The organism is Pseudomonas sp. CHM02 (assembly GCF_000612585.1).
Taxonomy (GTDB): domain Bacteria; phylum Pseudomonadota; class Gammaproteobacteria; order Pseudomonadales; family Pseudomonadaceae; genus Aquipseudomonas.
The window spans coordinates 89,495-110,423 of the sequence record NZ_JFCA01000014.1 but is presented as its reverse complement, the minus strand read 5'-3'; the positions used below and the strand labels follow the sequence as shown (position 1 = coordinate 110,423).

18 protein-coding genes are annotated in these 20,929 nt (G+C 60.4%); all 18 read right to left on the bottom strand.

Annotated features, from left to right (window positions below; translation table 11 throughout):
- Positions 1-9: 9 nt before the first annotated feature.
- On the bottom strand, positions 10-1,029 hold the full coding sequence (gene fliG / locus BM70_RS0109885; RefSeq protein WP_010208743.1) for a flagellar motor switch protein FliG: 1,020 nt from the start codon (positions 1,027-1,029) through the stop codon (positions 10-12).
- The gene (fliF, locus tag BM70_RS0109880; RefSeq protein ID WP_025855866.1) at positions 1,022-2,803 is read right to left on the bottom strand and encodes a flagellar basal-body MS-ring/collar protein FliF; all 1,782 of its coding nucleotides are present in this window, start codon (positions 2,801-2,803) and stop codon (positions 1,022-1,024) included. The genes fliG and fliF overlap by 8 nt, the downstream gene beginning before the upstream one ends.
- A gap of 16 nt (positions 2,804-2,819) precedes the next feature.
- Complete coding sequence (gene fliE / locus BM70_RS0109875; protein WP_015885194.1) at positions 2,820-3,149, bottom strand: flagellar hook-basal body complex protein FliE; 330 nt, start codon at positions 3,147-3,149, stop codon at positions 2,820-2,822.
- 147 nt (positions 3,150-3,296) lie between these two features.
- On the bottom strand, positions 3,297-4,673 hold the full coding sequence (locus BM70_RS0109870) for a sigma-54 dependent transcriptional regulator (protein WP_025855864.1): 1,377 nt from the start codon (positions 4,671-4,673) through the stop codon (positions 3,297-3,299).
- A 7-nt stretch (positions 4,674-4,680) separates the two neighbouring features.
- On the bottom strand, positions 4,681-5,892 hold the full coding sequence (locus tag BM70_RS0109865; RefSeq protein WP_025855863.1) for an ATP-binding protein: 1,212 nt from the start codon (positions 5,890-5,892) through the stop codon (positions 4,681-4,683).
- A gap of 110 nt (positions 5,893-6,002) precedes the next feature.
- Positions 6,003-7,478, bottom strand: coding sequence for a sigma-54 dependent transcriptional regulator (locus BM70_RS0109860; RefSeq protein ID WP_015885197.1), 1,476 nt, complete (start codon positions 7,476-7,478; stop codon positions 6,003-6,005).
- Between the two features lie 170 nt (positions 7,479-7,648).
- On the bottom strand, positions 7,649-7,945 hold the full coding sequence (locus BM70_RS0109855; protein WP_025855862.1) for a hypothetical protein: 297 nt from the start codon (positions 7,943-7,945) through the stop codon (positions 7,649-7,651).
- 25 nt (positions 7,946-7,970) lie between these two features.
- Positions 7,971-8,375 (bottom strand): flagellar export chaperone FliS, encoded by a 405-nt coding sequence (gene fliS, locus BM70_RS0109850; protein WP_025855861.1) that lies wholly within the window; start codon positions 8,373-8,375, stop codon positions 7,971-7,973.
- A 140-nt stretch (positions 8,376-8,515) separates the two neighbouring features.
- Positions 8,516-9,910, bottom strand: a complete 1,395-nt coding sequence (fliD, locus tag BM70_RS0109845) for a flagellar filament capping protein FliD (protein WP_025855860.1) — start codon at positions 9,908-9,910, stop codon at positions 8,516-8,518.
- Between the two features lie 81 nt (positions 9,911-9,991).
- Complete coding sequence (locus tag BM70_RS0109840) at positions 9,992-10,342, bottom strand: flagellar protein FlaG (RefSeq protein WP_025855859.1); 351 nt, start codon at positions 10,340-10,342, stop codon at positions 9,992-9,994.
- Positions 10,343-10,417: 75 nt separating this feature from the next.
- A complete protein-coding gene (locus tag BM70_RS0109835) occupies positions 10,418-11,842 on the bottom strand; it encodes a flagellin (RefSeq protein WP_025855858.1) in 1,425 nt (474 codons plus the stop codon).
- Positions 11,843-12,117: 275 nt separating this feature from the next.
- Positions 12,118-13,047: a ketoacyl-ACP synthase III gene (locus BM70_RS0109830; protein ID WP_010208730.1), complete on the bottom strand. Its 930-nt coding sequence runs from the start codon at positions 13,045-13,047 to the stop codon at positions 12,118-12,120.
- 275 nt (positions 13,048-13,322) lie between these two features.
- A complete protein-coding gene (locus tag BM70_RS0109825) occupies positions 13,323-14,927 on the bottom strand; it encodes a flagellar hook-associated protein 3 (protein ID WP_025855857.1) in 1,605 nt (534 codons plus the stop codon).
- Positions 14,928-14,941: 14 nt separating this feature from the next.
- Positions 14,942-16,987, bottom strand: coding sequence for a flagellar hook-associated protein FlgK (gene flgK / locus BM70_RS0109820; RefSeq protein ID WP_025855856.1), 2,046 nt, complete (start codon positions 16,985-16,987; stop codon positions 14,942-14,944).
- A 10-nt stretch (positions 16,988-16,997) separates the two neighbouring features.
- Complete coding sequence (gene flgJ / locus BM70_RS0109815) at positions 16,998-18,269, bottom strand: flagellar assembly peptidoglycan hydrolase FlgJ (protein ID WP_025855855.1); 1,272 nt, start codon at positions 18,267-18,269, stop codon at positions 16,998-17,000.
- A gap of 4 nt (positions 18,270-18,273) precedes the next feature.
- Positions 18,274-19,362 (bottom strand): flagellar basal body P-ring protein FlgI, encoded by a 1,089-nt coding sequence (locus BM70_RS0109810; RefSeq protein ID WP_033901075.1) that lies wholly within the window; start codon positions 19,360-19,362, stop codon positions 18,274-18,276.
- Between the two features lie 27 nt (positions 19,363-19,389).
- Complete coding sequence (flgH, locus tag BM70_RS0109805) at positions 19,390-20,085, bottom strand: flagellar basal body L-ring protein FlgH (protein ID WP_025855854.1); 696 nt, start codon at positions 20,083-20,085, stop codon at positions 19,390-19,392.
- A 53-nt stretch (positions 20,086-20,138) separates the two neighbouring features.
- A complete protein-coding gene (gene flgG, locus BM70_RS0109800; RefSeq protein ID WP_025855853.1) occupies positions 20,139-20,924 on the bottom strand; it encodes a flagellar basal-body rod protein FlgG in 786 nt (261 codons plus the stop codon).
- Positions 20,925-20,929: the final 5 nt, after the last annotated feature.

Sequence of the window (20,929 nt, the reverse complement as noted above, 5' to 3'; positions counted from 1 at the left end):
AGAGGCGCCTTAGATCATTTCTTCGCCGCCCTTCCCGCCGAGAACGATTTCTCCGGCTTCGGCCATACGGCGGGCAATGGTGAGGATTTCTTTCTGCGCGGTTTCGACGTCGCTGACGCGCACCGGACCTTTGGCTTCCAGGTCGTCGCGCAACAGTTCCGAGGCACGCTTGGACATGTTCTTGAAGATCTTCTCTTTGACGTTCTCGTCCGAACCCTTGAGGGCCAGCACAAGCACGTCCGAAGACACTTCACGCAGCAACGCCTGGATGCCACGGTCGTCGACATCGGAGAGGTTGTTGAACACGAACATGAGGTCTTCGATCTGGCCGGACAGGGTGTCGTCGATCTCGCGGATCGAGTCCATCAACTGGCCTTCGACCGAGCTGTCGAGGAAGTTCATGATATCGGCCGCACGCTTGATACCACCCAGGGTGGTGCGCGAGGCATTCGAATTGCCGGAGAACTGCTTCTCCAGAATCGTGTTGAGTTCTTTCAGGGCCGCCGGTTGCACGGTGTTCAGCGACGACACGCGCAGAATGATGTCCAGGCGCACTTTATGGTCGAAGTGACCCAGCACTTCACCGGCCTGGTCCGGGTCGAGGTAGGCCACCACGATCGCCTGGATCTGCGGGTGCTCGTAGCGGATCACATCGGCGACGGCGCGCGGTTCCATCCATTTCAGGCTGTCGAGGCCGCTGGTGTTGCCACCGAGCAGGATGCGGTCGATCAGGCCGTTGGCCTTGTCTTCGCCCAAGGCCGAGGTGAGCATCTTGCGGATGTAGCTGTCGGAGCCGACGCCCAGGCTGGTCTGGTCGCCGACGATCTCGACGAACTCGCTCATCACCTGCTCGACTTGCTCGCGGTGCACATTGCGCATCTGCGCCATGGCCACGCCCACCCGCTGCACCTCTTTAGGGCCCATGTGGCGCAGCACTTGGGCGGCGTCGGTTTCACCGAGGGACAGCAGCAGCACGGCGGCTTTGTCGACCTTGGTGAGCTTGGCAACAGCGGCTCGATTATCACTCATCTGCGTTGATCCACTCTTTCACGACCTGGGCCACACGACCCGGGTCTTCTGCCACCAGACTCTTGATTGCATTCAGCTGAGCGTCATAACCCTCGCTCGGGCTTGGCAACAGGATGCTTTGCGGGCCACCGAGGCTCACGCGGTCGTTGGCCAGTTCGCCGTCCAGGCCGCCCATGCCACCCAACTCGACATCGCTGCCACCGAAGGCGGCCAGTTGCTTCTTGCCGTTGCCGGTGATGTTGTTGAGCACCGGCCGCAACACGCCGAACACCAGCACCAGGATGAACAACACTCCCAGCACTTGCTTGACGATGTCCCAGAACCACGGCTGCGAGTAGAACGCCGGCTCGGCGATCACTTCGCCACGCTCGGCGGAGAACGGCATGTTGATCACGCTGACACTGTCACCCCGGCTGGCGTCGAAACCGACGGCGTCCTGCACCAGGCGAGTGAAGCGCGCCAGTTCGTCGGCGCTCCATGGGGCGCGGGTAACCGCGCCATCCGCGGCGTTGACCTTGACCTGATCATCCACCACCACCGACACCGACAGGCGATTGACGCGGCCTTGTTGCTGCTTGGTGTGGCTGATGGAACGGTCGAGTTCGAAGTTCTTGGTGGACTGGTTACGCTTGTCCGCCGGGTAAGGTGCGAGCATCGGCTGGCCGGTGGCCGGGTCCATGATCTGCTGACCATTGGCGTCCAACAGTGGCTGGCCAGGTTGCACCGCGCCTGCGCCGGCAGCTGTGCCGCCAGTGGTTTGCGGGGCCGAGGCCGGGGCCGGTGGCTGGTTGCTCAGGGCTCCCGGCACGCCTTGCGGCGGGCCATTGGCGGCGGTGCGTTGTTCGCTGGTGGACTGCTCGCTGCGCAGTGCCGGCTGGTCCGGGTTGAACTGCTCGGAGGTCGACTCGACGGCACTGAAGTCCACGTCGGCAGACACTTCCGCCTTGTAGCGGTCGTTGCCCAGCACCGGCTGCAGGATGTTGTGCACACGTTGGGTGAGCATGCTTTCGACGCGACGGCTGTAGTCGAACTGTTTGCCGGCCTGGGTCAGCGCGGAGTTTTCCGCCTGGTCGGACAGCAGGTTGCCCTTCTGGTCCACCACGGTGATCTGCGATTTGCTCAGTTCAGGAACGCTGGTGGCCACCAAGTTGACGATGGCCAGTACCTGGCCAGGCTCCAGGGAGCGGCCAGCGAACAGTTCCACCAGTACCGAGGCGCTTGGCTTGCGCTCATCGCGCACAAACACCGAGCTTTTCGGAATGGCCAGGTGCACACGGGCACCCTTGACGTTGTTCAGGCTGGAGATGGTGCGCGCCAGTTCACCTTCCAGGCCACGACGGTAGCGAGTGGCTTCCATGAACTGGCTGGTACCCAGGCCCTGGTCCTTGTCGAGGATCTCAAAACCGATATTGCTGTCGGACGGGGTCACGCCAGCGGCGGCGAGTTTCATGCGCGCACGGGCTACGTCGTCGGCCTTGACCAGCAGCGCCCCGGAGTTGGGCTCCACGGTGTAGGCGATGTCGGCGGCGGCCAGGGTTTCCATGATCTGCTTGGAATCCATGCCTGCCAGGCTGCCGTACAGCGGCCGGTAATCGGGTTGCTGCGACCACAACACCACGGCAAAACCAATCGCCACGCTGGCAGCCAGGCCGACCATCAGGCCTACCTGACGCAACATGGTCATTTCGGAGAGATTTTCCAGGAACGACAGGCCAAACAGCGGCGGCTTGCCGTCTGCCTTGGCGGGTACGTTGTCCACGACTGCTTCTGCCATGACTTAAATCTCGTCCTTAAACCGGCATCTGCATGATGTCTTGGTAAGCCTGAACCAGCTTGTTACGCACCTGGGTCAACGCCTGGAACGAAACGCTGGCCTTTTGCGAGGCGACCATCACATCGGTGAGGTCCACGCCGCTTTTGCCGATCTCGAACGCGTTGGCCAACTGGCTGGAAGCTTGCTGGGTGTCACTGACTTTGTTGATGGCCTGGCCGAGCATGTCGGCGAAGCTGCTTTGGCCCAATTCCGGCGCTGGCGCGACGGATTTCGGTTGAGCCATGGCATCCATTTGCATGGAGCGCATATCCAACATCAACCGATTGAACTCAATACCCTGGCTCATGAACTTCTCTCTCCGACAACCCGCATTTTTTTTGACGCTACGCCGCAATTACTAGGGGAGGTAGCAACAAGGGTGCCAGCTCTGGTTCAACTCGTAAGAAAAGGCGACAAACCTTGTCGGTCTCGATACCGACCGCCTGGATAACCATCAGGTAGCGAACAGATACGCTTCCACATCCATGCCGGCGTCGCGCATCTGCGCCAGCTTGTAGCGCAAGGTCCGCGGGCTTATCCCCAGTCGCTCGGCAGCCTCTTTGCGGCGGCCGCGCTCGGCGCGCAGGGTGTCGATGATCATCTGGAATTCGCGGCGACGCAGGTCGTCGCCCAGCGCACCGGCGGTTTCGGTTTCGGCAACCACGGGCGCGGGCGCCAGGGTCGGCAGCGGCGCCACACCACTGCCCATGGCCAGGCAGAAATCCTGCGGCTGGATCAGGCCGCCCTGTTGCAGGATCAGCGCACGCTGGATGGCGTTGTCGAGCTCCCGCACGTTACCGGGCCACGGGTAGCCGATCAGGCAGGCCTGGGCCTCGGCCGACAGCCGCGCCTGGGCGTGCTTCATTTTTTTGACGTGGTTGTTCAGCAGGCGCTCGGCCAGCGGAATGATATCCGCCGGGCGTTCGCGCAACGGGCGCCAGGCCAGGGGAAATACAGAGAGTCGGTAGAACAGATCTTCGCGAAAGCGCCCCGCCGCCACTTCGCCCGCCAGGTCACGGTTAGTCGTGGCAACCACACGAATGTCCAGCTGGATCGGCTTGCGTGCGCCGACACGCTCCACTTCACGCTCCTGCAGCACCCGCAGCAACTTGGCTTGCAGGCCCAGGGGCATTTCCGAAATTTCATCGAGCAGGATGGTGCCGCCGTCAGCCTGTTCGAACTTGCCTGCCTGGGCCGCGATGGCGCCGGTGAACGAGCCTTTTTCGTGGCCAAACAACGTGGCTTCGAGCATGTTGTCGGGGATCGCCGCGCAGTTGATGGCGATAAACGGTTGCTTGGCGCGGGTCGATTGCTGGTGGATATAACGCGCCAGCACTTCCTTGCCGGTGCCGGACTCACCGGAAATCAACACGGTGGAATCGCTGCGCGCCACACGGGCCGCCAGCTCCAGCAATTGCGCACTGGCCGGCTCAAAGGCAATCGGCCCCTCGCCGTCACTGGCCGGGATCACGCCCAGGGCATGCCGCGCGACCAGCTCGATCAAGGCTTTGGGTTCGAAGGGTTTGACCAGATAATCCGCCGCGCCCTGGCGCATGGCATCGACGGCACGCTCAACGGCGCCATGGGCGGTCATCAGCAACACCGGCAACTGCGGCTGACGCGCGCGCAGCAGGCCGAGCAACTGGTGACCGTCCATGCCGGGCATGTTCACGTCGCTGACCACCAGGCTGAAGGACTCCTGCTCCACCGCCTCCAAGGCGTCTTCGGCAGAACCGACCGCCCGGTAGTCATGGCCCGCCAATAGCAGCGTGTCAGCCAATGCTTCACGCAGGGCGCGATCGTCTTCCACCAACAGAACCTTGATAGCCATATCCCTTCTACTCCGCGCTTGCCGCGCATGAAAACAGCGGCAAGGTCATCAATGCACAGGTGCCACGCCCCACACGGGAGTGCAACTGCAATTCTCCCTGATGGGCACGCGCCACGGCCTTGACCACGGTCAGGCCCAGGCCGGTACCGTTGGTCTTGGTGGTGAAAAAAGGTTCGCCCAGGCGCTGCAGCACGGCCGGCTCGATACCGCTGCCACTGTCGCTGATGCACAGGCGCAGGTTTTGCTCGCGTTTGTACAGGTGCACCTTGAGCCGCGCACCGGGGCCACTGGCCTGGGTGGCGTTTTCGATCAGGTTGAGCAGTGATCCAACCAGAGTGTCGCGGTTGCACAGCAACTCACCGAGGTGGCTGTCGCACTGCCAACGCACGTGCACGTCTTGAATATGGGTAGCGGCCGCCGCTTGCAGGGCCTGCATCAACTCGGCCGGCGTGATGCGGTCGGTCAGCGGCAATTCGCCACGGGCAAACACCAGCATGTCACGCACCTGGTGCTCCAACTCATGCAGGCGCTCCTTGAGGCGCCCGGCAAAACGTTGGTGGGTCGCCGCGGGCAATTGTTCGTCAGTCAAATGACTGGCGTAGATCAGCGCCGCCGACAGCGGTGTGCGGATCTGATGCGCCAGAGAAGCGACCATGCGCCCCAGCGACGACAAACGCTCGTGGCGCGCCAACTGGTCTTGCAGGTGACGGGTTTCAGTCAGGTCGTTGAGCAGCACCAACTGGCCCGGCTCCGCGTCCAGGGAACGGGTGGCGATGGACAAACGCCGGCCGTCCTTGAGGGAGATTTCGTGGCCGTCGTCTTCACGCGGCGCGAAGCAGCGGGTGATGACATGGCGCCACAACTCACCTTCCAGCGGCAGGCCGAGCATGTCGCAGGCGGCCGGGTTGGCTTCGCGCACGCGGCCTTCTTCATCGATGACGATCACGCCACCGGGCAGCAACGACAGCAGGTTTTGCAGACGGTTGGCCAGGCGCTCTTTCTCGGCCAACTCTTCCATGCGCTGGGCACTGACCACGGCGAGCTCGCCTTTAAGCTCGGACACCCGGGCTTCGAGCAGGCTGTAGGAATCCGTCAGTTGGCTGGACATCTGGTTGAACAGCGAAAAGGCCTGTTCCAGGCCCTGGCGGCTTTGCTGTTCTACAGACGGAACGAGCCCTGGGATGGCAGGGCTGGAAGAGTGTTGGGCGGCGTGGGGCATCATGCTCTCTCGCTTGGCTGACCGTCAGTTAAACGGAACGTTGCGAGGGCTGTAGCAATACTTGTGCCGAAAAAAAACCGCTGATAAATCAGCGGCTTGAAAAACAGGCGTCAATCATCCGCCTGTTCATCTCCTTCTTTGCGGCTCATACCGTACTTGCGCATCTTCTCCACCAGCGTGGTTCGACGGATGCGCAGGCGCTCGGCGGCACGGGCGACGATGCCGTTGGCATCGTCCAACGCCTGTTGAATCAGACCCTGCTCGAGGTTGCCGAGGTAGTCCTTCAAGTCCAGGCCTTCGGGCGGCAGCATGGCGGTGGAACCGAAATCCGGGGTATGGCCGTTGATGGCCACGCGTTCTTCCATGTCGCTGCGCAGGCTGTCGACCAATTGCTCGTCTTCGTCGTCGACGTAGCGGAATTTCTTCGGCAACTCGACCACGCCGATCACACCGTAGGGGTGCATGATCGCCATGCGCTCCACCAGGTTGGCCAACTCGCGCACGTTGCCCGGCCAGCCGTGGCGGCACAGGGACATGATCGCGGCGGAGTTGAAGCGGATCGAGCCGCGCTTTTCGTGCTCCATGCGCGAGATCAGTTCGTTCATCAGCAGCGGGATGTCTTCCACGCGCTCACGCAGCGGAGCCATCTCGATGGGGAAGACGTTGAGGCGGTAGTACAGGTCTTCGCGGAAACTGCCGACCTCGATCATGCTTTCGAGGTTCTTGTGGGTGGCCGCGATGATGCGCACATCGACGCTCTGGGTCTTGTTGCTGCCCACGCGCTCGAAAGTGCGCTCCTGCAGCACGCGCAGCAGCTTGACCTGCATCGGCAGCGGCATGTCGCCGATTTCGTCGAGGAACAGGGTGCCGCCGTTGGCCAGTTCGAAACGCCCGGCACGGCTGGTGATCGCCCCGGTAAAGGCGCCCTTCTCATGGCCGAACAATTCGCTTTCGAGCAGCTCCGCCGGGATCGCTCCGCAGTTGACCGGCACGAAAGGCCCGTCGCGGCGCTTGGAGTGATAGTGCAGGTTGCGGGCGACCACTTCCTTGCCGGTGCCGGACTCGCCGAGGATCAGCACGCTGGCGTCGGTATCGGCCACTTGCTGCATCATCTGGCGCACATGCTGGATGGCACGGCTGGTGCCGACCAGGCTGCGGAACAGGTTGGGTTCGCGGTGGCGACCGCGCTCACGGGCCTGGTCGTACATCTCGCGATAGACCTGGGCACGGTGCAGGGAATCGAGCAATTTGCTGTAGCTGGGAGGCATTTCCAGGGTGGAAAGCACTCGGCGGCGCTGGTCTTCCGGCAGCTCGACGGAAGAAATATCGCCCATTAGCAACACTGGAAGGAACTCATCCCATGTAGACAGTGTCTTTAACAAGCCCAAAACAGCGCCAGGAGCGTTGACCGTCCCGATCAGCACACAAATGACTTCACGGCTCGATGACAACGAGCTGACCACCTGCTGCCAATCATGGCTTCCGCAGGGCAGATTTTCTTCGCCAAGAAAATTCAAAATCACCGCTAAATCGCGGCGGCGGACGCTATCGTCATCAATCAGCAGAATTTTGGTTTCACGCCACATGCAATAGCAACTTCCCTAGTAAAACTTCGTGCCCCAGAGCGAGGGCAATCGAGACGCCTGTAAGACTTTGTACCTTACTAGACGTCTGAAATCTGAAAACAGCACTAGTTAAGTCAAAAACGCTGGCACAGTCAAATATATGACGCACCGTTCGGACTAACCGAGCCCATTCAGCCGAACAGATGGTAAACCTTTGACGCGTTTTTCGCTCGGTTGATCAGCGACATCTCTTCAAAAATCGCCTGGCGCTCGCCGGTCGTCACCTCAAGCAACTGCTGATACACCGCCAGCAGGCTTTCCAGCTTCTCTCGCAACACGTCCTCGTTCACTGGCGCTTCGCTCAGCACTTCCTCGATCACGTTGCGGCAGCCCAGGTCGAGTTCGCCGATGGCGTCCCAGTTCCGTTCCGCCAGCGCGCCAATCAGGGCTTCGCGGGTTTCGTCGATGCGTTGCAGTGCGTGGCTCATGATGTGTTCCTCAAGGCCAATGGCCTTATTGTGCGGCACCTTGTGGTGTTGCGATGGCATCCCAGCCTTCTTTCACGGTAATCAGCAACCGAGCGACTTCGTCGATCATGCTGGCATCGTTGTGCAGATTGGCTTCCATCAAACGGTTGGTCATGTACGCGTACAGACTTTCCAATTGCTGGACGTAAGCCGGGTCTTCGCTCTTCTCGGCATCCAGGCCATCACGCAGACCGATGATGATGTCGACTGCCTTGCCGAGCATCAGGCCCTTCTGTGCAATGTCCCCACGAGCCAGTGCGCCTTTGGCCTGCGCCATGCGGTCAAGCCCGCCCTCCATCAGCATTTGCACCAGGCGATGTGGGCTGGCTTCGGAGATCTGGGCATGGGAATTGACCTTCTGGTATTGGCGAAGGGCTCTCATGGGATTCATGGTTCTACCTCGTGACAGGTAACAGCGAAAAGGATTTCAGTAACCATTGTGTCGACTGAGTCGCAAAAAACTTTAACCCGATGGTCTTTTGAAGAACAAAGCCCAGGTCAATGGACCTGGGCTTTTTCATGGGCGCGCGATCAAGTGTTTTTCTGGTTGTTCAGCGCGTTGAGGGTGCCCATGATGTTGTTACTCTGCTGACGCAGCTGGGCAACCAGGGAGTCCATCGCCGCGTATTTGCGGGTCAGGCTATCGGTCAGGTCCTGGACGTGGGCGTCGAGGTCCGACTGATCGTTGGTCAGCTTCTTGAGGCTGTCGGACAACGCGGTCGAACGGGTCGCGAAGATCCCTGTGGTGGGCTTGGCGTAATCGTCGGTCGCCGCGGTCATGCGCGCCAGCAGCCCGGTCTTGCCGGTGAACATGCTGTTGATATCGGCGGCATTGGTCAGCACAGCCTTGTCGAAGGTTTTGTCATCCAGGGTCAGCAGACCGGTGCTGGAGTCGGTACTCACACCGAACTGTGCCAGGGATTTCAACGCACCGTTGCCGGACAGGGCATTGAACTCGTTACGCAATGCAGTTTGCAGCGTACGCATGTTCGCATCACCGGTCAGGGTCGCCGACACCGAGTTACCCGCAGCATCCTTGGTCACCTTAGTTTCGGCGTTTATGGCCTTGAGCAAGGCGTTGTAGCTGTCGACGAAGCCTTTCACGCCCGATTTGAGCGCGGTGGTACTGGTCGATACCGAAATCGTGGTAATCGCCTTCGCCCCCCCTGGAACCGTGGCATCTGCCGGCGGCGACACGGACAAGAGCTTGATGTTTACACCACTCACAGCCTCGGTGATGGTGTTGGTCTTGGACGTATAAGGCACGCCGTCGATGGTGTACTCGGCGTTCTGTGGCGTGTCGATGACCTTGTAGCCGGTATCGACACCCGAGTTACCCGACATCGTCAGGTCCGAGCCCACGCCGCCCGTGGTGGAGGTCAGCACCATGCGCGAACCGGTGGAGTCCGTCACGATGTTGGCACTCAGACCGGCGGTACCGAACTGCGTGTTGATCGAGTCACGCACTTGCTGCAGGGTCGCGCCAGGCGGAACACTCAGGTCGAAATTCTTGCCCGACTGGGAGATGGTCAACGTGGTGGCGGTGGTGCCTTTGTTGACGACCGTCGACGCACCGCCCGACAGCGTCGCCGTCGAGAGTTTGGAAGGCTGGGCCAACTGATTGACCACCAGGTTGAAACTGCCGTTGGCGGCCCCGGTGGCGGTGGTCATGGTAGCGACCTTTTCATTCGACGACGTACCGGTCAAGCCGCTGAAACTGTTGTCGTCAGTCATGCTCTTGATGCCGCCACGGAAGGCGTCCAATGCCGCCTGGATCTTGCCGATCGACGACAGCTGGGTGGTCGCTTTCTGTGACTGGGTGTTGATCTGGGTCTGCTTCGGCGCCCGGTCGGCGTCCACCAGGGACTTCACGATGCCCTGGATGTCGATGCCAGAACCAACACCGTTAACAGTTGTACTCGCCATCGCCTCTCTCCTAATGCGGTTGTTGCCGCTTTCTTGACGAACAACACTTCAAGAAATCATCGCAACAAGTTTCGTGCCAGCTCAGACCTTTTCGTCGAACAGCACGTGACTGGCCGTAGCCAGGCTCTGGGCCAGTTTCAAGGCCGTTTCCGATGGGATCTGGCGGATCACCTCACCACTTTCAGTGGCGATGACCTTGACCACGACCCGATGGGTGGAATCATCAATGGAAAAATCCAGTTTGCGCTGGGCCGCTTGTACGAATTCTCGAATATCGGTGACTGCTTTTTCAAGATCAGCCCGCTCAGGCTCACCCGCGGTCGGCGCAATCGCCTCGACCTTGGTTTTGTCTTTGTCCGCAACTGCAGGCACGGGTGCGCTTTGAGGTGCAACCGGTGGATAAGACGAGGCCAGCTTTACACTCATGTCCATGTCCAATCTCCTCTAGAACCGAAAAGACGAAAGGGCACGTAAACGCGCCCTTCCGTCAGTTACCAAGCGCCGTTATTACTGAAGCAGCTTCAGTACAGCGGATGGCAGTTGGTTGGCTTGCGACAGGATCGCGGTAGCAGCCGACTGCAGAGTTTGTTGCTTGGTCAGCTCAGCTGTTTCAGCAGCGAAGTCGGTGTCTTGTACAGTCGAACGTGCAGCGGTGGAGTTCTTCTGAATGTTGGTCAGGTTGTCTACGGTAGTGGTCAGACGGTTCTGAACAGCACCCAGGCCCGAACGTACGCTGTCGATGCCGCCGATGGCTTTGTCGATTACAGCGATGGCGGACTGTGCGTTGAAAGCACTGGTCACGTCGGTTTGAGCAACAGAGGTCTTGGTCGAAGCAGCGGCAGTACCGGTAGCTGCGAACAGGCCAGTTACGCCAGCGCCGTTCAGAGCGTAGCCTTTGGACGAGTCCAGGTTTACAGCGCCGGTGGCGATCAGGCCGTCAGCGATGGCAACGCCAGCTGCTGCGAAGTTGCCGCTGCCGTCACGGGTGTTGACAGTGATCGAGCCAGCATCGGTCGAAGCGCTGAACACTAGGTTTTCGCCGGAATCAGACTTGACCGACAGAGCACCTTTGGATTCATCGTAGTTAACGCTGATGCCCAGTTTGGCAGCGTTGGACTTCAGTTGGTCAGCCAGGCTGGCGGTATCGGTTACACCAGTGAAAGTAGTGGCTTGGCCACCAACGGTCATGGTGAAGGTAGCAGGAGCAGTCTTGGCAGCAGCGCCAACCACGAACTGAGCTTCAGTGCTGGCGGTAGCGCTCAGGCCACCCACTGCGCCGTTCAGGTTGCTGGCAATGGTTTTGGCCGAGTCGCCGGCAGCTACTGCAACAGTTTTGCTCTGGCCGTTGCCGGTCACGCCGATATCGCCTGCGCCTACACCAGTGGTGCTAGGAGCAACTGCAACGCTCTTGATCTGCTGGGAACCGATGTTGTTGGCAGCAACGTTGTCCAGGGACAGGTTGATGGTTTCGTTGGCGTTGGCGCCGACTTGGATCGACTTGGTACCGTACGAACCGTCCAGCAGCTTCTGGCCACCGAAGGTGGTGGTCTGGGAGATACGGGTCAGTTCCGAAGTCAGAGCCTGGTATTCTTCCTGGTTGGAAGTACGGTCAGCGTCGCTCAGGGAGCCGGTAGCCGAGGACAGAGCCAGGGTACGCATTTTTTGCAGAATGTCGGTCGAAGCCTGCATTGCGCCTTCAGCGGTTTGCGCGATGGAGATACCATCGTTGGCGTTCTTGACAGCCTGGCCCAGGCCGTTGATTTGGCTGGTCAGACGGTTGGAGATCTGCAGGCCGGCGGCGTTGTCTTTAGCGCTGTTGATGCTCAGACCAGTGGACAGACGCTGCATGGAGGTTTGCAGCGAGCTGGCAGCTTTGCCAAGGCCGTTCTGGGTAGTGATGGAAGCAATGTTGGTGTTTACTGTTAAAGCCATGACGAAATCCTCGTTGGATGGATACTGCGGCTTCCGGCCCTGGCAACCGCCGGGTGTGGCCTGAGAACCTACGTAATAGTTATCGTCGTGGTAGCCGGTTGCTTGAGGATTTTTTTTGATTTTTTTACTGGCGCCGTGCCACCCCTTGCAATTCAAGGGTTTACACGGGCTCAACCCCCCGATTTCATTGGTTTTTCTGGCGCCAAATAAAAAACGCCGATGATCTTTCGATCATCGGCGTCTTCTTTTGGGACGCGCTGCAGGCTATTAAAGCGTCACGGACGATAGAGAATCGCCGAGCCCCACGACAGGCCCACGCCAAAACCGCTGATGGCCACGCGCTTCCAGGTAGCGTCCATCACGTGCTTTTCCAGCAGCAATGGAATGCTCGACGACACGGTGTTGCCGGTCTCGACCATGTCCTTGATGAACTTGTCCACCGGGGCATCTTCAAAACGACGCGCCACGGCATCGACAATCGCCGCACTGCCCTGGTGAATGCAGAAGGCGTCAATCTCGTCAGCCTTGAGGTCCGACTCATTGAGCAGCTCGTGCAAGTGCGCCGGCACCTTGAGCAAGGCAAAGTTGAAGACCTGGCGGCCATTCATGAAGAACACGCCATCGCTGACCTTCAGGTGCGGCGCGCCGGAACCGTCGGTGCCGAACTTGGATTTGCCCAGCAACCACGGCGCGTCTTCGCCCATCCAGGTGGCGGTAGCGGCGTCGCCGAACAGCATGGTGGTGTTACGGTCTTCCGGGTCGACGATCTTCGAATACGGGTCGGCGGTGATCAGCAGGCCGTTTTTCAGGCCGGCGGCTTCCATGAAGCCCTTCATTGCGTAGATGCCGTAGACGTAGCCGGAGCAGCCCAGGGAAATATCGAAGGCCGCGACGTGGGTCGGCAGGCCGAGCTTGTCCTGGACGATGGCGGCCGTGTGCGGCAGGCCTTCTTCATCACCGTTCTGGGTGACGACAATCAACGCGTCGATCGACTCGCGCTTCAAATCCGGGTTGTTGGCAAACAAAGCGTTGACCGCCTCGACACACAGATCGGAGGTTTCCTGCGCCGCTTCCTTGCGCGGCAGGAACGCCGAACCGATCTTGCCAATGATGAACTCTTCATCCTTGGCGAATTTGGCACCCTGGGCGTAGTTATCGATCCCGTCTGCCGGCACGTAACTGGCGATGCTTTTTATGCCAATCATTGTGGCTTCCCAATACTAAATAGCTGGAGAACACCCCTGGGCCACGCCCGGAGCGCTGACAATAAAGGGGATAACCCCATAAAAATCTCGCTGAAAGCCGCCCTGCAAGGACCCTGTGACGACTTATCCTTTTCACACGATACAGTGAAGATGCGCTTTATGACTCACAGGTCACTCAATTTTGTGTGCTTTGTGCAAAACCTTCAAACAATTAAGTCGCAGAAACGACAACGGCCCGCCCTGTTTCCAGGGCGGGCCGTTGGCTGTAACGCCGCTTACATCTTGTTGAAGAGGCTCAACTGCGAGATTTTCACGAAAGCCAACTGCGAGGCCTGCAGCATGGTCTGCTGCAAGGTCAGGTTGATCGCGGCCTGGGCCGTGTCGATATTGCCCAAGTCACTCATGGTGCTGGTATTGGCCAGGCCGATGCTGGTGTTTTCACTGGCCTGGATGTCCAGTGCCGCGCCGCGCGCACCGATGGAACCGCGCACGTTATCGACCTGAGCACGAGAATTGCCCAGATTGGCCACGGACGAGCTCAGGACATCCTTCAACTTGAGCATCGCCGCCGGATTTCCATCGGCTGGCTGTTCCAGGGCCTGGCGCAACTGGCTCAAGGTATCCAGCGCGTTCTGAGTCTTCTGCGTGCTGGCAGCCACGGAAAACTGATCGCCGTTTTGTGGCGTGCCACTGATATCGAAGGTCACGCCTGCGGCAGTCACCGTAGTACCGCCACCGGTGTCACCCGTGGCAATGGCCTTGCTGTCAGCGGTGTACGGCTGGGCATATACCTCATACGCAGTACCGGAGGTGAACTTGATGACCGCACCGCTGTTGGCCGGGAATGTACTGGAATAGGCCGCCTGGTTGCTCACGGTGGCATTGGTCAATTGCGCGGTGGACGTGTTACTCGGCGTACGCGAGACACTGAAGGTATCGGGCTTGGCGGCCAGGCTGAACGAACGATCCTTGACCAATGCGTCGGAATCCGGCCCCGGGGCAACGCCCTTGAGGTCGAGATTGATGTCGAAGTTGACGCCGCGCAGGCTCACCGTGGAAGCGCCTTCCTTGGTGGAGTCGAACGTGCCGTTACCCGGAATTTCCGAGGTGATGTCGTTACCGTCTTTATCGGACACCGTGTATTGGGTGCTGCTGGTAAAGGTCAGCTTGTATGGCTGGCCGTCCGCAAACTTTCTGGTGTAGTCGGTGCCCGACGTCACCAGGCCGGCCGACAACGATACCTTGTTGTCATTGGGCACCGGCGCCGTTGCCGGCGGCACGATCGGCGGTGCGATCCAGGTCGACTGGGTACGGCCCGAGTTGACCGCCCCGCCCATGATGCTCTTGCCGGTATCGCCGGCACTGACCTTCAACGTGTCGGAAACCTGCAGGCTCAGCGGGGTTTCATCACCCTGATAGGTGTAAGTCCCGTCACTGTTACGGCTGTAAGGCGGCGTCGACGTTTTGGAACCGGAAAACAGGTAGTTACCCGACGAGTCCTTGCTGTTGAGCAAGCCCAGCACCTGGTCTTCCAGGGCCGCGACCTGACCTGCAATAGACTTGCGGTCGGCGTCACTGAGCGAGCCGCCCGCCTGGAGGGCCAGGGTACTGGCAGCTTGCAGCGCATCGTTGATCGAACCGAGCACGCTTTCTTCGTTGGTCAGCGAGTTCTTCAAGCTGGTGATGTTGCCGTTGAACTGAGCCAGCATGTCTTTCTGCTGTTGCAGCATCAACAGGCGTGCCGCCGCGACCGGGTCATCGGAGGCGGTTTCCACACGCACACCGGTGCTGGCCTGGTTCTGGGCCTTCACGACGCTTGAATAGTTATCCGAATACTTGGCGGAAGTGGTTTCGAAGTATTGTGCTGTGGAAATGCGCATCGTCCCAGACTCCCTTAAAGACTATTGATCAGCGTACTGAAGGTTTCTTGCGCAGCCTTGATGATCTGCGACGACGCGGTGTAGTACTGCTGGAACTTGATCATGTCGCCCGCCTCTTCATCCAGGTTGACCTGGGATACCGAGTTGCGTGCGTCCTGGTTGGCCTTGAGCAGTGCGCCCGTGGCGGTGGTGTCAGTGTTGGCCGAGGCCGCCTTGGCACCGACGGTCGACACCAGTCGACTGTTGGCAGCCACCAGGCTTACGCCACCACCGCTGCCATCCGCCAGGCCGACGGTGGCCTTGGTCTGCAGGTCGAGCAAGGCCTGGGCATTACGGTTATCCGACTTGCCCGAAGCGTTGAAGGAAAAGGTCGTGCTGTCGCCATTCGCGGGTGAACCACCGACAGTGGTGTCGAACTTGAAGCTCTTGGCCGGTACGACCAGCGCACCGTTGGCGTCACGCATCGGCACATCAATGGTGATCTTGTTGGTTTGGCCCGGAATGATGCTGCCGGTGCCGATCGGGTTGCCCTGGGCGTCGTTGACCGTATAGGTCTGGGTGCCGTCGGCCGCAGGTTTGCCAAACACCATCTTCACCGGCATCGAGTGTTCAATCCCGGTGCGCAATTGAGCGGTGTCGGCGCCGCCGTGAATATCGATAGGCAAGGTCAACGTCGGCGGTGTAAAGGTACCAGTGCCCTCGTTGGTCTTGCTGCCCTCACCCAGCAACGGCCCGGCGAACGCGATCTTATTGGCGTCCTTCAAATCAGTGCCAATGTTGGTCGCGCCGTTGTCGGTCGGGCTGACTTTGAAGCTGTCACCCGCGGCCATCGGCCCTTTGCCGTCCAGGGCCAGGGTGAAGCCGTCAATCACCGGCGGCGGCGTGGTCGTGGTGTCGAACGCGCCCATGGATTTGCCGTCGGAACGCACCACCGTGTAGTTGTTGCCACTGGTGAAGGTGACTTTATAGTCGTAGGTCGTCAGCTTGCTGGTGTCGCTGATGGTCACATTCAAGTTGCCAGAGCCGGTGCTGTTGCTCGCCGAGCCCACGCTGCGCTGCGCAATGGCAGCGGCGCTGTTGATGTCCTTGAACAACGACGATCCAAAGTCGCCGTTCAGGTCCAAGCCTTGGCCCAACTGGCTGTTGACCGTGTCCGCAGTGACGATTGCGATACGCCCCAGATCGTTGATGGCCGGCATCAAGGCATCGCTGCGATAACGCAACAAGCCACCGATGCTGCCGCCGCTGAGCACGTTACCCAGGTCCACCGAGGTGCCGCCGCCCGCATTGAGCTGGATGGTGTACTGGCTAGGGTCGCTTGAGCTCGGCACTGCCGAAATGCTGTTGGATTGATCGCCCAGCACCAGGGACTGACCGGTGCCGGTACTGACGCTGAACACACCGTTCTTCTCGACAGCCGTGACGCCGACCAATTCGTTCAGCGAACGCACTGCTTCGTTACGTGCATCCAGCAGGTTGGCCGGAGCACTGTTGCTGGAGCCCTGCGCCTGGGTGATCTGCTTGTTGAGCGAGGCAATCGAGGAGGTCAACTGGTTGACCTGATCGCTCATGGTCTTCAACTGGCCATTGATCGACTCTTTCTGCTGGTTCAGCTGGGTCGAAATCGAGTTGAAGCGGTTGCTCAGGGTCTGGGCGCTGGTCAGCAACACCTGCCGCGCGGACACATCGCTGGGGTTGGCCGCAGAGGTCTGCACGGCGGCAAAGAACGCACTGAGCACCGAGGACATGCCGGTGGTCTTGTCCGACAGAGTCTTGTCGATAGCGTTCGCCTGGTCGGCATACGCCTTGGCATCGTTATTGAGCGCGGTGCTGTTCTGGTAGGCCGCATCGAGGAACTCGTTGTACACCCGGCGCACGTCCGCCAGGGTCGTACCGCTGCCGATGAACACGCCGCCATAGGGGTTCGACGCACTCGCATTCTGGGTGGTCTGCTGGCGCGAGTATCCCGAGGTATTGGCGTTGGCAATGTTGTTACTCAAGACCGACAACGATCCTTGAGAGGCGTTGAGCCCTGACATCCCGATACTGAGCAAACTCATGGTTCAGACCTTATAAATGTGTGGTTGCGCCCGCGGCAGCGTAGTTCTGGTAACTGTTCATCGTTTTTGCGATCTGCGAAATCTTGCTGGCGTAGTCCGGATCGGTTGCGTACCCGGCTTTTTGCAACTCGCGCACAAACTGTTCCGGGTTGTCGGCCGATTTCACCACTTCTTTATAGCGATCATTGCTTTGCAGCAATGTCACCAAGTCATGGAAGCTGTCCTGGTAAGAGTTGTAGGAGCGGAACTGCGCCGTTTCCTTGACCATCGCGCCATCACGGAACTCGCTGGTGATCGCGCGCGCCTGGCCGCCCTGCCAACTCTGGCCGGCCTTGATGCCGAACAGGTTGTGGCTGCTGCTGCCATCTTCGGCGCGCATCACCGATTTGCCCCAACCGGTTTCCAGGGCGGCCTGGGCCACCAGGTACTTCGGATCGACACCGATGCGCGCGGCGGCCGCCTTGGCCATCGGCAACATGGTGGCGACAAATTCATCCTGCGAACTGAAGGCTTTCTTCGCCGGCGCCAGGGGTGGCTGGGCCACGGCGCGGCCGTAGACCTGCATGCGCCCGCTCGGCACGGCGAAGGTGCGTGCAGTGCTGTTGATCACGTTGTCATCCGCAGCGCTGTTACGCAGCGGTGCGGCCTTGGCGACGGTGGTTGCATCGGTACTCGGCACGATGCCGGCGAGCAGGCGATCGGTCAGCTTGCTCGGCAAGGCGATACGGCGCTGGTTCATCAGCTCCATGTCATTGCTATGGGACGCCGCGGCGCCGGCCTGAGGCTCAGCCACGCGGTAAGCCCACAGCGGGCGCTGGCCATTGGAGCGACCCAACGGCCCCTCCGCCTGGGTGCCCGCGGCGATTTCCGTCGGCACATCGACCTTCTTCGCCGGCGCGGCTGCCGCCGGGCCCTGCAGGGTGGCGGCCTGGGCCTCCACCGGTTTGTTCTTCTGCATCTGGCGCATCAGCACGTCGGCCAGGCCGATACCACCGCCCTCGCGGGACATCGAGACCGCCAGTTGCTGGTCGTACATTTCCTGGTACTGCTTGGCCGCCGGCGTGTTCAGTGGGTTGTCTTTACCCAACGCCTCGGTGGCCGACCGCATGGACTTGAGCATCTCGCTCAAAAACAGCGACTCGAACTCCTGCGCCACCTTGCGCATGTTGCCTTCGCTGTTCTTGTCGTCGCCGACCTTGAGCTGGTTAAGCCGGTTCAAGTCGGAGTAGGACCCCGAGTCCGCCGTGCTGCTTATGCCGCTCTTGCGCATATCCATGGCCATGGCCTCAGATCACGATCAGGTCGGCTTGCAAGGCGCCGGCCTGTTTCAGAGCTTCGAGAATCGCCATCAAGTCGCCGGGCGCTGCGCCCACCTGGTTCACCGCACGGACAATCTCATCCAGGGTGGTGCCGGGGCCGAACTTGAACATCGGCTTGGCTTCTTGCTGGGCATTGACACGCGAACGCGGCACCACCGCCGTCTGGCCGTTGGACAAAGGCCCAGGCTGGCTGACGATCGGGTCTTCGGTGATGGTCACGGTCAGGCTGCCGTGGGTCACGGCCGCTGGCGACACCTTGACGTTCTGGCCGATCACGATGGTACCGGTACGCGAGTTGATGATGACCTTGGCGACGGCCTGGCCCGGGTCGACCTCAAGGTTTTCCAGGATTGACAAGTAATCCACACGCTGGCTGGGGTCCAGCGGCGCGGTCACACGGATCGAGCCGCCGTCGATGGCCTGCGCCACGCCAGGGCCGAGCATGTCGTTGATCTTGTCGACCACGCGCTTGGCAGTGGTGAAGTCGGAGCGGTTGAGGTTCAGGGTCAGGCTGTTGCCCTGGTTGAAGCCGCTCGGCACGGTGCGTTCAACCGTGGCGCCACCCGGGATACGTCCGGCCGACGGCACGTTGACGGTGATCTTCGAACCGTCGCGACCTTCGGCATCGAACCCGCCCACCACCAGGTTGCCCTGGGCGATGGCGTAGACGTTACCGTCGATACCCTTCAAAGGCGTCATCAGCAAGGTGCCGCCGCGCAGGCTTTTCGAGTTACCGATGGACGACACGGTGATGTCCACCACCTGGCCCGGCTTGGAGAACGCCGGCAAGTCGGCACTGATGGACACGGCCGCGACGTTTTTGAGCTGCACATTGCCCGAACCCGCCGGCACCTTGATGCCGAACTGCGAGAGCATGTTGTTGAAGGTCTGCAGGGTGAATGGGGTCTGGGTCGTCTGGTCACCCGTACCATTGAGCCCCACCACCAGGCCGTAGCCGATCAACTGGTTGGAACGCACGCCGGAAATGCTGGCGATGTCCTTCAGGCGTTCGGCCTGGGCGACAGCGCTCAAGGAAAGCAGGAGTGCGGCCGCCATCAGCTGTTTGAAGTTCAAAGTGGCCACCTAGAAAGGGAACAGCGGGCTAAGGAAGAAACGGTCGAACCAGCCCGGCTGACTCGCATCAGCAAACGAACCCGTACCCGAGTAGGTAATGCGCGCATCGGCAATTCGCGTCGACGGCACGGTGTTGTCGGTGGAGATGTCATCGGCGCGGACCATGCCGGCAATGCGCACCAGTTCGTCGCCAGTGTTGAGCGTCATCCACTTTTCACCGCGTACGGCGATGATGCCGTTGGGCAATACATCGGCCACGGTCACGGTGATCGAACCGGTCAGGCTGTTGCCCTGCCCCGCCGCGCTCTTGCCGTTGGTGGCACGGTCGCCGCTGTAGCCGGCGTCCAGGCTCAGGTCGCCACTGCCCAGCGGATTATTGGTGTTCGGTACGGCGCCAAACAACGAGGTCAGGCCGATGCTGGCCTTGCTGGTCTTGCCGATCTGCGAGTTGGCGTTCTTGCTGGCCTGGGTCTTCTCGTTCAGGGTGATGGTGATGATGTCACCGACCCGGAACGCCTTGCGGTCGCTGTACAGGTTCTGTTCGAAACCGGCCTGGTAGATCGAGCCATTGTTGGCAGCCGCTGGCAGCGGCGTGCGTGGCAACACCGGCGCGTAGTACGGGTCATTGGGTTTTGGCGTCGGGGCGACACAGCCCGCGAGCACGGCAATCCCACTCAATGCCAGAACGGAAACATAGCGATTCATGACCCTTACCTCACGGTGTTGCAGGCGCCCTCAAGAGCGCCCCATAGACTTGATTACAGATTCTGCGTTACGAACGAAAGCATCTGGTCGGCGGTGGAAATCACCTTGGAGTTCATCTCGTAGGCGCGCTGGGTAGTGATCATGTTGACCATCTCCTCAACGGTGCTCACGTTGGAGGTTTCCAGGGTGCTTTGCAGCGTGGTGCCGAAGCCGTTCAGGCCAGGGGTGCCGATTTGCGGCGCGCCGCTGGAGGCGGTTTCCAGGAACAGGTTGTTACCCATGGCCTGCAGGCCGGCCGGGTTGATGAAGTCGGCGGTTTGCAGGTTGCCGATCACTTGCGACGCCGGGTTGCCGGCGACGGTGATGGACACGGTGCCGTCGTTCCCGACGGTGAAGGTCTTGGCGTCGGCTGGAACGATCACGGCCGGCTCCAGGGCAAAACCGTTGGCGGTCACGATCTGGCCGTTGGAATCCAGGTGGAAAGTACCGTCACGGGTGTACGAAGTGGTGCCGTCCGGTTGCAGTATCTGGAAGAACCCACGGCCGTTGATGGCCATGTCCAGTGGCTGGCCGGTCTGCTGCAGGTTACCGGCGCTGAAGTTCTTCTGGGTGCCGACGATCTGCACACCGGTACCCAATTGCAGGCCCGACGGCAGTTCGCTGTCCTGGGTCGACTGGGCGCCTGGCTGCTTCTTGATCTGATAGAGCAAGTCCTGGAACTCGGCACGGTCACGTTTGAAGCCCGTGGTCGACACGTTGGCCAAGTTGTTGGAAATGGTCGTCAGGTTGGTGTCCTGGGCGGACAGACCTGTTTTGGCAACCCATAGAGCCGGAAGCATGCTGT

Bases quoted from the DNA above. Each gene is read 5' to 3' on its own strand.
- flgJ (WP_025855855.1), bottom strand. From the start codon at position 18,269: ATGGCCATGGATATGCGCAAGAGCGGCATAAGCAGCACGGCGGACTCG.
- BM70_RS0109840 (WP_025855859.1), bottom strand. From the start codon at position 10,342: ATGGACATGAGTGTAAAGCTGGCCTCGTCTTATCCACCGGTTGCACCT.
- BM70_RS0109825 (WP_025855857.1), bottom strand. From the start codon at position 14,927: ATGCGCATTTCCACAGCACAATACTTCGAAACCACTTCCGCCAAGTAT.
- fliD (WP_025855860.1), bottom strand. From the start codon at position 9,910: ATGGCGAGTACAACTGTTAACGGTGTTGGTTCTGGCATCGACATCCAG.
- flgG (WP_025855853.1), bottom strand. From the start codon at position 20,924: ATGCTTCCGGCTCTATGGGTTGCCAAAACAGGTCTGTCCGCCCAGGAC.
- BM70_RS0109860 (WP_015885197.1), bottom strand. From the start codon at position 7,478: ATGTGGCGTGAAACCAAAATTCTGCTGATTGATGACGATAGCGTCCGC.
- BM70_RS0109810 (WP_033901075.1), bottom strand. From the start codon at position 19,362: ATGGCGGCCGCACTCCTGCTTTCCTTGAGCGCTGTCGCCCAGGCCGAA.
- BM70_RS0109870 (WP_025855864.1), bottom strand. From the start codon at position 4,673: ATGGCTATCAAGGTTCTGTTGGTGGAAGACGATCGCGCCCTGCGTGAA.
- BM70_RS0109830 (WP_010208730.1), bottom strand. From the start codon at position 13,047: ATGATTGGCATAAAAAGCATCGCCAGTTACGTGCCGGCAGACGGGATC.
- BM70_RS0109835 (WP_025855858.1), bottom strand. From the start codon at position 11,842: ATGGCTTTAACAGTAAACACCAACATTGCTTCCATCACTACCCAGAAC.
- flgK (WP_025855856.1), bottom strand. From the start codon at position 16,987: ATGAGTTTGCTCAGTATCGGGATGTCAGGGCTCAACGCCTCTCAAGGA.
- BM70_RS0109865 (WP_025855863.1), bottom strand. From the start codon at position 5,892: ATGCCCCACGCCGCCCAACACTCTTCCAGCCCTGCCATCCCAGGGCTC.
- fliE (WP_015885194.1), bottom strand. From the start codon at position 3,149: ATGAGCCAGGGTATTGAGTTCAATCGGTTGATGTTGGATATGCGCTCC.
- fliG (WP_010208743.1), bottom strand. From the start codon at position 1,029: ATGAGTGATAATCGAGCCGCTGTTGCCAAGCTCACCAAGGTCGACAAA.
- fliS (WP_025855861.1), bottom strand. From the start codon at position 8,375: ATGAATCCCATGAGAGCCCTTCGCCAATACCAGAAGGTCAATTCCCAT.
- BM70_RS0109855 (WP_025855862.1), bottom strand. From the start codon at position 7,945: ATGAGCCACGCACTGCAACGCATCGACGAAACCCGCGAAGCCCTGATT.
- fliF (WP_025855866.1), bottom strand. From the start codon at position 2,803: ATGGCAGAAGCAGTCGTGGACAACGTACCCGCCAAGGCAGACGGCAAG.
- flgH (WP_025855854.1), bottom strand. From the start codon at position 20,085: ATGAATCGCTATGTTTCCGTTCTGGCATTGAGTGGGATTGCCGTGCTC.